Raw genomic sequence first — 10,796 nt, forward strand, 5'->3', positions numbered from 1 at the left:
TTCCAGAATCCCTCGGTGCTGCCGTAGCCGTTGAAGATCCGCAGGGTGAGCACCTTCTGATAGAGCAGGGCGGCGTCGCGTTCGAGCGGGGCGCCCATGGTGACGATGCCGTTGAGGCTGGAGAGATCTCGCGGCTGCCGTTGCTGTTCTGCTGCGAGCATGGCGAGATTTGTCGGCGCTCCGATGAGGAAGGTCAACCGGTAGCGTTCGACCCAGTCGAGGGTGGTCGCCGGGTCGAAGGTGCGCATCGGGACCAAGGACGAGCCGAGATAGAACGTGGGATTGGGCCCCGCGCAGTAGAGTCCGCCGCGATGGAACCACGGCGTCATGTTGAGCGTGCGGTCTTCCGGAGAGAGCGGGAACGCCATGATGACGTCGTGCGCCGAGAAGATCTCGATGGCACTGTTCATCGGAACTGCTTTAGGCATGCCGGTGGTGCCCGAGGTGTAGAGGCGGGTGGTCTCGTTGAACACCCCGCGTGTCGCTCGCGGTGGTGGTCCGTCGACGGGGAGGTCGGCGAACCGGATCGACCTCGGTCCGGAGTCTCCTAGCCCGACGAGTTCGCCTGTGCCCACGCCGATCAGGACCTCCGGAGTGTGGTCGGCACGCTCGATCGCTGCGGTCACGGTGTCGGTGAGTTCGGTGTCGTAGACGTACACCTTGGGTCGGCTGACGTCGAGGATGACCGCCGTTTCGCCCGCGGCCAACCGGAAGTTCACCGGAGACCCGACCGCATTGGCTGCCTGCGTCGCGAGATACAGCTGCGCGAACTCGACGCCGTTGAACAACTGGTATCCGACGACGTCGCCGTCGGCGACGCCGAGCGCGGCGAGACCGGCGGCCAGCGAATCCACCGCCGCACCCAACTCCGCGTAGGTCCACTCGGTGTCGGTGGTCGGATCGATCAGCGCCGTGGCCCCGGCGTAGCGGGACACGTTGCGGCGGAAGCCGTTGAGGTAGGTGAACTCGTTCTCGAAAAAGGCACGGTACTGGTGAGCGTCGTAGACATAGGGCGCTTCGGCAGTGAAGTCGGTGGTGCTCATCGTGATCTCCGTCATCCGGCCATCGTGAGTCCGCCGCTGACGCTGATCACCTGTCCGGTGATGAACGACGCCGCGGGCGAGGCGAAGAACAGGACCGGCGCGGCGACCTCGTCGGGACGGGCGAGGCGTCGGAACGGAATCGCTTTCACGAGAGCCTCTTTGAGCTTGTCGGGCTGGGCTTGGAACAGTGGCGTGTCCGTGGGGCCGGGGCACACGGCGTTGACGGTGATCTGGTAGCGCGCCATCTCGCGGGCCAACGACTTGCTGAGTGCGATCACCCCTCCCTTGGCGCCGGCGTAGATCGATTCGCCCGCGCTGCCGACCCGTCCGGCGTCCGACGCCAGATTGATCACGCGACCACCCTGCCAGCCATCGGATGTCGACGCTTCGACCATCCCGGGCAGGAACGCACTCGCCATGTGGACCGGGCCGAGGTAGTTGATCGCGACGACCTTCTCCGCGAATTCGGTACTGGCATTGAGGAATTGGTCGGTGCGGTCCCAACCGGCCGCGTTGACGAGGATGTCCGGTACGCCGACCTCGGCGGTGACGGCGTCGCGAAGTGCGTCGACCGCGGTGCGGTCGGCCACGTCGACGGCCATCGGCACGATCGCGGAGTTCTGCTCCGCGGTGCGCTTGGCGGCGTCAAGGTCGAGGTCGGCGGCGACGACGGTGGTGCCCTGTTCGGCGAATGCGAGGGTGATGGCTTTGCCGATGCCCGAACCGGCGCCGGTGACGACGGCGATGTTGTTGGTGCTCATTGTGTGTGGCTCCTGGTGGTTGTCGCGGTGGCTTACGGCGTCAGGCGCCGACGTACTTGTTGAAGTCGGGTGCGCGCTTCTCGGCGAAGGCCTGTGCGCCTTCGAGCCCTTCCGGGGAGTGGGTGAAGAGGTCGAGTGCGCTCATCGCGAGGTTGGACAGCCCGGCCTGGTGGTCGGAGTCGGCGTTGAAGCTCTGCTTCAGGAACCGGAGGGTGGTCGGGGACTTCTCGGCGATCTCGGCTGCGACCTTCTTGGCCTCGTCGAGCAGGTCTGCTGCGGGGACCACCCAGTTGACCAGGCCCCAGCGCTCGGCGGTCGCGGCGTCGTACTGACGGCAGAGGTACCAGATCTCGCGGGCCCGTTTCTCGCCGACGACGCGCGCGAGATATGCGGAGCCGAACCCGGCGTCGAATGATCCGACCTTGGGGCCGGACTGCCCGAAGCGTGCGGTGTCTGCCGCGATGGTCAGGTCGCAGAGCACGTGCAGCACGTGACCGCCGCCGATCGCCAGGCCGTTGACCGCTGCGATGACCGGCTTGGGGATGTCGCGGATGACTTTGTGCAGGTTGCCGATCTCGAACATGCCCGACTCCGACGGTCCGTAGTCGCCGGTCTCGGCACGCTGCTTGACGTCGCCTCCGGTGCAGAACGCCTTCTCGCCCGCACCGGTGAGGATGACGGCCTGCACGTTGCGGTCGGCCCATGCGCGGCGGAAGGCGTTGATCATCTCCTCGACCGTCTTGGCGCGAAATGCGTTGTAGCGCTGCGGCCGATTCATCGTGATGATCGCGGTCGGACCTTCGACGACGTACTCGATGTCCTCGTAGGCTGCGGTGCTCTGGCTCATGTCGGTGCTCCTTCGCGGTGAACTCTGCCGATCGGTGACCGGAACTTCATAGTGAATGAACGTACATTCACTCCCGTGGGCGTGTCAAGGGTCACACCTCTGTTCGGTGGCTGTTGCTGCTAGCTGACCCGTGGGGTGCGCGTCAGTACGCGCTCCCGCTGAACGGCGCCGCGCGGTCGCACGGCACCGGCCGTGGATGCGTGGGATCGAGCGCGTTGAGCACGAAGAACGCCGCGCGCCGCGAGCCCGCGATGCCCGCATGCTCGGTGAGATCTGCCGGACATCCGTCCTGAACGACGATGTTGTGCACGTTGTGCCCGCCCGGCGGCAGGCCGAGTGTGTACGGGACGACGGCTTCGTCGTAGCGGGTCGCGATGTTGGTGTAGGTGATCTCGGGGTAGTAGTACCCGCCCGCCGCGATGATGCGCATGACCTCGGATGTGGGGTCCAATTCGGCACACCCCTGGCAGATCGGGGTCTGCGCCGCGGAGATCCCGAGCCGACGGACCGTCGGTAGCAGCTGGTCGGCGCCGGCGACTTTCGACCCACGCCAGGCGGGTGCGATGGACACCTGCTTGTCGATCTTGCCGCGCCCGCCGAGGACTTTCGCGTAGTAGGCGGGCACCACGGTGCCCTGCGAGTGTCCGACGACGTCGACCTTCGACGCGCCTGTCGCGGCGAGTACCTTGTCGACGAATCGCCCGAATTGTGCTGCGCTGTCTTCGATCAGCCCCATGCCGCCCACCGCGGGACCGGGCCACGGCAGATCGTCGAGTGCGCCGTAGGTGAGCGCGAAGACGCAGTAGCCCTCGTTCTTCAGTAGCGGAACGTATGCGCCCCAATTGGTTTGCTGCGACCCGCCGGTACCGTGTGCCAGCACGACGGGGTAGGGATGCTTCGGCGTCGGACGACAGGAGAAGTCGTTGGAACCCGGGAGTGAGCCGCCGTGGTGTGCCAACTCCCCGGGTATGCCCGAGAAGAAGTTGAACGTGACCGGAATCGGGGTTGCCGACGCGGTTCCCGCTGTCGTCGTTCCCACGATCGCCGCGAGCACCGCGGCGACCGCGGCCACCAGAGAGAATCCCCGAATTCGCATGAACACCGAACCTAGCAACTGCTTGGTCGATGCGCGGGGTTTGCGACGAACCTGTCCGCCTGCTAGTCCAGCCCGCGCTGGGCGGTACGGTCGCCGCGCCGTGACGCGGCGCGCTGGATGAGGAACACCCCCGTGCCCAGTACCCCGACCGCCAGACCCACGAAGCACACCGCCAGAGTGCGGCCGCCGCCCCAGCCGGTCGCCCACACGACAATCGTCGCGACGAGCCACGCGACCATGCCGACGACGATCACCGGCTCGGGAGCGCGGAGTGCGGGCGGCAGTTGGGGGATCTCGGGTTCATCGGCCACGCAGGACAGGGTAACTTCCCCCTTGTGCCAAGCGATCCCTCGAGTGAGCCGCCACAGCCATCGAATACCGACGCCCAGTCGACGCCCACAAGCGCCCAGTCGACGCCCGCAAGCGCCCAGTCGACGCCCGCAAGCGCCCAGTCGACGGGGCGGTTGGGTGCTGTCGACCGCTACTTCAAGATCAGTGAACGCGGCTCGACGCTGAGCCGCGAGGTCCGCGGCGGCCTCGTCACCTTCTTCACCATGGCCTACATCGTGGTGCTGAACCCCATCATCATCGGCGGGATCCCGGGCGAGTCCAAGAACGCCGACGTCCTCGGCAACGTGCTGCCCATCGCACAGGTCGCCGCGGTCACCGCGCTGGTCGCGGGTGTCATGACGATCATCTTCGGCCTCGTCGCCAACTATCCGTTCGCGATCGCCACGGGTTTGGGGATCAACAGCCTGCTGGCGGTGACCATCGTCCCGGAGGTCACCTGGCCGGAGGCCATGGGGCTCGTGGTCGTCGACGGCATCATCATCGTCATCCTGGCGATCACCGGATTCCGGACCGCGGTGTTCAACGCCGTCCCCGCAGAACTGAAAGCGGCGATCGCGGCGGGCATCGGCTGCTTCGTGGCGTTCATCGGCTTCGTCGACGCCGGGTTCGTGCGCCGCATCCCCGACGCCGCGAACACCACCACGCCCGTACAACTGGGCTTCGGCAACTCGATCACAACGGTGCCCACCCTGATCTTCGTGATCGGCGTCCTGTTGATGGGCGTCCTGATGGTGATGAAGGTGCCGGGTGGTCTGCTCCTGGGCATCATCATCACCACGATCATCTCGATCATTCTCGAGTCGACGCTGCATCTGGGATCCGGCGCGCAGAAGCAGGGCGGCTGGTCGCTGTCGGTGCCCAAGATCCCCGACTCCGCCGGAGGGTTGCCCGACCTGAGTCTGGTCGGCAATGTCGACCTGTTCGGCGCCTTCACCCGTATCGGCGTGCTCGCCGCGTGTGTCCTGGTGTTCGCACTCGTCCTGTCGAATTTCTTCGACGCCATGGGCACGATGACAGGACTCGGCCGTGAGGCCGGTCTGGCCGACGACAAGGGCAACCTGCCCGGCGTCGGCAAGGCGCTCGTCGTCGAGGGAACCGGCGCGATCGCCGGTGGTGTGGCGTCGTCGTCGTCGAACACGGTCTTCGTCGAATCGGCGTCTGGCATCGCCGAAGGCGCGCGGACGGGACTGGCCAACATCGTGACCGGTGGGCTCTTCATCGTCGCGATGTTCCTGACGCCGCTCTACGAGGTGATCCCGTCCGAGGCCGTCGCGCCCGCTCTGGTCATCGTCGGTGCGCTGATGATGGGTCAGGTCACGCGGATCGACTTCACCAGGTTCGAGTACGCACTCCCTGTGTTCCTCACGATCGTCACCATGCCCTTCACCTACTCGATCGCCAACGGTATCGGCGTCGGATTCATCAGCTGGGTCGTGATGGCGGCCGCGTCGGGCAAGGCGCGCAAGGTGCATCCGCTGATGTGGGGGATCGCGATCGTCTTCGCCCTCTACTTCGCGCGTGAACCCATCTCGAACCTCATCGGTTGACGTCCAGGCCTCTGACGATGTCCGTCGGGCCCGGATCTGACCGCGCAGTAAGGAAATGCCTTACCGCCGAGTAACATTCGGCGGGGGTGTGATTGTCGTCTGTTCGGGTACCAAAACGTCTGTCGACATCGGCAAATGTGGTCGGGCGAACTACTGTTGTCGTCGTGAGTACACCGAATGACGACGGGTTGTCGGGGGCCCTGGCGCTGGCGATCGTGCGCCTTGCTCGTCGATTGCGTCTTCGTCGACAGAATCAGCTTGTTTCTCTGACCCAATTGTCGGCCCTGTCGACGCTGCACATCGAGGGAGCCATGACGCCGGGTGCCCTTGCTGCAGCCGAACGCGTGAAGCCGCCGTCGATGACCCGGGTACTGGCCTCGCTCTCGGATCTCGGAATGATCGAGAGGGCCCCGCACCCGACCGACGGGCGCCAGGCGATCGTCACGCTCGCACCCGCCGGCGAGGACGTGATCGTCGCCGAGCACGCCGCACGTCGTGCATGGTTGTCCGATCAGATCGACGCGCTCACCGACGACGAGCGCGCCACCCTGCGGCAGGCCATTCCGGTACTCGCGAAACTGATCAGCGAGACCGACGAGCCGACCTGAGTCGATCGCTGACGCCTCGCGGTCAGAAGAACGTCCCGGAGAACGGTGCCTTCTCGACCGCGAAAGCCTGCGTCAGCGCACGCAGTGTCTGCTCGGAGTCCGTCCACAGGCGATCGGCGTGTGCGAAGAGCGAAGGTGCCACGCCGCCGAGGAACAGGCTCGAAAGAACTGAAACATCCATGCGCACAGTAGGTTTCGATGTCGACGGTGCGATGATGGCGCCGCCACCACGGATCGAGACGTCGTACACTCCAGCGCGCTGGCGGTAACCGTCGGTGACCTCGAGAACCATGTCGAGGTCGGCCGAGTACTGGCGCGCGGCGAGCGCTGCGGGAACGTCGAGAATCGACACCCACATCTTGTCGGCGCGTCCGGTGACCGGAGCGGCCCGCAGATCGGTGAGTTTGGCGCGCAGCGGGTCGTCGACCGGAATCGACGCGGTCAACGAGGGCACCAGGTCGAGTCCGGTCAGCACCCGCCACAGTTCGGTGTGCGCGGCGTCGGTGACGGCGAACAGTTCCTCCACCTCGCCGCGCACCTGGCCGGCCGAACTCTTGTGGATCCGGTAGCTGGCGTATCCGTCCGGGTGCAGCAGGTAGTGCAGACCACTGGCGGCCGGAGGCCGTTCGGATCGGCGGTCGGCCAGGATGGGCGCCCACCACTGCGGGGTTCGTGCGAGTGCGCCGGGACGCGTGCGCGCCCACCGCGCGTGGATGTCGGGAATCGCAGCGGCGACCTGCTCCGGCGTGGCGAAATAGACCTCGGGATGATCGGGGGCGGCCGCGCGCAGGGTCGGTTGTCCCGGCGTGATTTCCACGCTCTCGGCGAAGCACGCCGGACCGAAACCGAACCGCTCGTATATGGTTCCCTCCGAGGCGGTGAGGATCGCGAACGCGAATCCCTCGTCCTCCCATTGGGTGAACAACTCGGTGATCATCCGCCGCAGGATGCCGCGACGTCGGTGCGTCGAGGCGACCGACACCCACGACAGTCCTGCCGCGGGCACCTGCGTGCCTCCCGGAACGGTCATCTGCATCCGATAGAACATCGACACCCCGACGAGCGGATGGGTGTCGTGCCAGGAGTCGCGAACGAGTACGACGTCGGAATCGGCAACCTTGCCACGGAGATCCGCGCGCTCGTCGTCGGAGATCGGGTTCCTCATCGCGAACGCCCGGGCATCTGTGGTGATGATCTCGTCCCAGTCGGCGTCTGTGCCTCGCGTCAGTTCGAGTGTGGTGGTGCGGGTGTCGGATTCGGTCACCTCACAACCGTGTCACATCGCCCGATGCCGTGTCTCCTGGGTATGAGGTTGTTCGCTGGGTCGAGTCGGTCTGTGCTCGCCGGTCGCGCCCACACGAGCACCCGTGTCGATCCTCGCACCTCGCGGCAGGCAGACTGGACCGCGTGCCCGAGCCCGTGTCCGCCCGCCCGCTGTCGGTCGACGTCATCGACATCGACGATGCCGACGACCCGCGTGTCGACGACTTCCGCGACCTCAACTCCGTCGACCGTCGGCCCGACCTTCCCACCCTGCCGGGCGGCCGGCCCGGAAAAGGGCTCGTGATCGCCGAGGGCGTTCTCGTGGCGCAACGGATGATCGCCTCCCGGTTCGCGCCGCACGCCTTCCTCGGCGTCGACAAACGCCTGACCGAGCTCGCCGACGATCTGCGTGCCCCCGGCCTGTCCGGTGTGCCGTTCTACCGCGCGTCGGCCGATGTGATGGCCCAGATCGTCGGGTTCCACCTGAACAGGGGAGTTCTCGGCGTCGCGCGCAGACCGGTCGGACTGCAGGTCGACGACGTGCTCGCCACCGCGCGAACCATCGCAGTGCTCGAGGGCGTCAACGACCACGAGAACATCGGCAGCATCTTCCGCAATGCGGCAGGCCTCGGGGTCGACGCCGTGCTGTTCGGCTCCGGCTGTGCGGATCCGCTGTATCGCCGTTGCGTCCGGGTGTCGATGGGGCACGCACTCCTCGTGCCGCACGCACGGTTCGACGACTGGCGCGGCGCGCTCGACCTTCTCGCAGAACACGGTTTCACGACGGTGGCACTCACCCCCCGAGAGTCCGCGGTCCCGCTGGCCGACGCGGTATCCGCCGACAAGGTGGCTGTGTTGGTCGGTGCCGAGGGACCGGGACTCAGCGAGGCCGCGATCCGCGGCTCGCACATTGCCGCGCGCATTCCGATGAGCCGGGGCACCGATTCACTCAACGTGGCCACCGCCGCGGCGATCGCCTTTTACGAGCGCGTCCGATCGGGCACGATTACCGGGTGAGCTTCGCCGAATACGACGACGAGTACCTCGGGAGCCCTGACTATTCAGTCGGGACCACAGGCGAGCCGACGCCATGGGCCACAGGTCTCCTGGTGGCGGCGGCCTGCGCCGTCTACTGTTCGCTGCTGCTCGTGGGCCTCTGGGCGCTCGTCGCCGACATCACGCCGTGGACGTCTGGGTCCCGGTGGATCGGGGTCGTCGTCGCCGTGCTCGTCGCGGGCGGGCTCGGCTGGACGCTGTGGGCGCTGCGTGACCGGCCGGTGTGGCGATGGATCGTCTGGGGTGCGCTGATCGGGTTCCTCGCCGGAGTCGGGTCGTCGGTCGCGCTCGCGGTGCTCAATCCCTGAGTCCGCGCGTGACCGGCACCCCGAGTCGAGGGTTCAGGTGCCGGTGCCGAACCCGAAGTACCGTGCGACCCGGCGCGTCCACCCCTCGGACTGGTCGGTCTCGACGTATTCGCTCTCGACCGATTCCTCATCGACGTCACCGACGTTGTCGTCTGCGATCGGCGGCACGGGCTCGGTCACCGCTTCCCTTACCGTTGCTTCGTCCCTCAGGGTGGTCTCGGGTGGCCGCTGGGTGGCCGGGTCGGAAGAGTAGTCGTCGGCGTGGGCGTCGATCGGTTCGGCGACAGGTATGCCGACCGCCGGGGTGTCCACGGGAACCGCGGGGGTGTCGACGGGAAGTGACGACGACGGGGGTTCGTCCGGTTGGTCACCCTGAGGTGGCGCCACGACGTCCGACGGCCGGCTCTGCTCCGGCGCCCGTTCCGGTTCGCCCGCGTCGTCTCCGAGCGCAGGTCTCGGGTCGTCGACCACGGCCTGCGCGACGGGCGGCTGCAGCTGTTCCCGGGCGTTCGCCGCTGCAGCGGTGGCGGCGGCGGTGGCAGCAGCAGCTGTGGCACTGGCCTCGCGATAACGCTCGGCGTCGGCGTCGGTCGGTTCGTAATCGGCCGGCCTGATGGCGAAACCGGTGACGGGGATCGAGAGCGGTTCCAGATCACTGGGCGCCAGCGGTCGGGTGAACCGGAATCCCAGCCACTCGCGGTTGCCCTGCTCGGCGAGTTGCTGCGGATGGAAAGGTAACGCCAGCGGGTCGGGTGCGACGCCCGGCGCATAGCGCAGCGGATGTTCGCCCGCCCAGAACGGCTTCTCGAACGGGTACGGCAACCCCTCGTCCTCGATGATGCTGACGGGGTCTGCGGCGAAGGACCGGCGCAGCGTGCCGCCTTCCCATCGTGCGAAAACACCTGTCGCCGAGTCGGGTTCGGTGTAGAGCAGCACTGCTGCCGCACTGTCGGGGATCGACGCCGCGGTGCGGATGGTCTCCACGGTGCGTGTCAGGGTGGACGGCTTCGACGTCGCGAACAGTGAGCACGACACCACCGTCAGTGGACCGTAGGAGCCCGCGAAGACCTGCGAGTCGTCGGAGTCCATGGCGGTGGCGAGATTGGTGTCGACGGACGGGACGAGAACGCTGTCGCCGTAGATCGCCGAGGAGATCTTCTTGGCGGCGTCGACGTCGTTGGTGACACCGGACCGGAGGACGTCAACAGGGGCGTCGGTGTCGATGAACCACAGGGTGACTGCGCGTGCGGACATGGAGGCCGGTGCTCAGCTGTTCCCGTTGCTGCGCACGCCGAGCAGCACGTCTTCCCATGCGGGCACCGCGGGCTTGCGCGACTTGCGTCGACGATGCTCTGCGGTCTTGTCGACGTTCGACGTCGAGGAATCGGAGTCGTCGCTAGCTTGCCCGGTCGACTGCTCGGGGGGTGCAGGCGCGCCGCGGTCGTCGTGCGGCTCCCGGGCCTCGTCGACGACGATCGGCTCCTGCGCGGCCTCGTCGTCGAGCCCGAAGTCGAGCGTGTACGTATCGTGCTCCACCCGCACCTCGACGTGTCGCGAGCGCTGAGCGCCGATCAACGCGTCGGCGTCGAAGGTGACCTCTTCGTGGTCGTCGTCGGCCGACGTCATGACGGGAGTACTGACCGGGATGAGTCGACGTCGCGGTTCGATGGTTTCCGGGTGGATGAGCTCCTCGGCGAGGTCGTCGAGCGGATCGGCGGTGCCGCCGTGCGAGCCCGGCATGAAACGCCAGTGTGCGTGGTGTTCGGTGTGGCCGACCTGCCAGTTGACCTGCACCACCCAGTGGCCGTCGTCGCCCTTCCATGCGTCCCAGGTGGCGTCGGAGGGATTCTGGCCGTAAGCGGCGAGCCCCTCGGTGACGGTGTCGCCGAGCGTCTCGGTCGACGGCCCGTCGTGGC

Annotated in this window: 12 protein-coding genes; 4 read left to right on the top strand and 8 right to left on the bottom strand. The window is 67.0% G+C overall.

The genetic code is table 11. From position 1 onward, the window contains the following. The 5 genes from GOOTI_RS12320 to GOOTI_RS12340 all read right to left on the bottom strand — a co-directional run. The coding region (locus tag GOOTI_RS12320) for a class I adenylate-forming enzyme family protein (RefSeq protein WP_039994038.1) at nt 1-1,043 on the bottom strand (1,043 nt) is incomplete at its 3' end. Between the two features lie 11 nt (nt 1,044-1,054). Further along, nucleotides 1,055-1,804, bottom strand: a complete 750-nt coding sequence (locus tag GOOTI_RS12325) for an SDR family NAD(P)-dependent oxidoreductase (protein ID WP_007238925.1) — start codon at nt 1,802-1,804, stop codon at nt 1,055-1,057. Between the two features lie 40 nt (nt 1,805-1,844). Then, complete coding sequence (locus tag GOOTI_RS12330) at nt 1,845-2,651, bottom strand: enoyl-CoA hydratase-related protein (RefSeq protein ID WP_005174289.1); 807 nt, start codon at nt 2,649-2,651, stop codon at nt 1,845-1,847. Between the two features lie 142 nt (nt 2,652-2,793). After that, on the bottom strand, nt 2,794-3,747 hold the full coding sequence (locus GOOTI_RS12335; protein WP_039994040.1) for an esterase/lipase family protein: 954 nt from the start codon (nt 3,745-3,747) through the stop codon (nt 2,794-2,796). A gap of 62 nt (nt 3,748-3,809) precedes the next feature. Next, complete coding sequence (locus GOOTI_RS12340) at nt 3,810-4,058, bottom strand: DUF2530 domain-containing protein (RefSeq protein WP_007238927.1); 249 nt, start codon at nt 4,056-4,058, stop codon at nt 3,810-3,812. A 24-nt stretch (nt 4,059-4,082) separates the two neighbouring features. Between GOOTI_RS12340 and GOOTI_RS12345 the strand changes: the two genes are divergently transcribed. Together GOOTI_RS12345 and GOOTI_RS12350 are read left to right on the top strand one after the other, a co-directional pair. Continuing rightward, nucleotides 4,083-5,645 carry an NCS2 family permease gene (locus tag GOOTI_RS12345; protein WP_007238928.1) on the top strand — a complete coding sequence of 521 codons (1,563 nt, stop codon included), beginning with the start codon at nt 4,083-4,085 and terminating at the stop codon, nt 5,643-5,645. A 164-nt stretch (nt 5,646-5,809) separates the two neighbouring features. Next, the gene (locus tag GOOTI_RS12350) at nt 5,810-6,253 is read left to right on the top strand and encodes a MarR family winged helix-turn-helix transcriptional regulator (RefSeq protein WP_039994037.1); all 444 of its coding nucleotides are present in this window, start codon (nt 5,810-5,812) and stop codon (nt 6,251-6,253) included. Between the two features lie 22 nt (nt 6,254-6,275). Here the strand turns inward: GOOTI_RS12350 and GOOTI_RS12355 are convergent, their stop codons facing one another. Further along, entirely contained in the window at nt 6,276-7,517 is a 1,242-nt protein-coding gene (locus tag GOOTI_RS12355; protein ID WP_007238930.1) for a GNAT family N-acetyltransferase, read from the bottom strand. A 143-nt stretch (nt 7,518-7,660) separates the two neighbouring features. Between GOOTI_RS12355 and GOOTI_RS12360 the strand changes: the two genes are divergently transcribed. Both GOOTI_RS12360 and GOOTI_RS12365 read left to right on the top strand, forming a co-directional pair. Beyond that, nucleotides 7,661-8,533 carry a TrmH family RNA methyltransferase gene (locus GOOTI_RS12360; RefSeq protein ID WP_007238931.1) on the top strand — a complete coding sequence of 291 codons (873 nt, stop codon included), beginning with the start codon at nt 7,661-7,663 and terminating at the stop codon, nt 8,531-8,533. Then, the gene (locus GOOTI_RS12365) at nt 8,530-8,880 is read left to right on the top strand and encodes a DUF2537 domain-containing protein (RefSeq protein WP_007238932.1); all 351 of its coding nucleotides are present in this window, start codon (nt 8,530-8,532) and stop codon (nt 8,878-8,880) included. The genes GOOTI_RS12360 and GOOTI_RS12365 overlap by 4 nt, the downstream gene beginning before the upstream one ends. A 33-nt stretch (nt 8,881-8,913) precedes the next feature. On the opposite strand, the gene GOOTI_RS27265 is transcribed toward GOOTI_RS12365, so the two are convergent. Both GOOTI_RS27265 and sepH read right to left on the bottom strand, forming a co-directional pair. Then, nucleotides 8,914-10,134 carry a DUF6928 family protein gene (locus tag GOOTI_RS27265; protein WP_007238933.1) on the bottom strand — a complete coding sequence of 407 codons (1,221 nt, stop codon included), beginning with the start codon at nt 10,132-10,134 and terminating at the stop codon, nt 8,914-8,916. Between the two features lie 12 nt (nt 10,135-10,146). Next, nucleotides 10,147-10,796, bottom strand: a 650-nt coding sequence (gene sepH, locus GOOTI_RS12375) for a septation protein SepH (RefSeq protein WP_007238934.1), incomplete at its 5' end; no start/stop codon positions are given.

It is taken from the genome of Gordonia otitidis NBRC 100426 (genome assembly GCF_000248075.1).
GTDB classification, from domain to species: Bacteria; Actinomycetota; Actinomycetes; order Mycobacteriales; family Mycobacteriaceae; genus Gordonia; species Gordonia otitidis.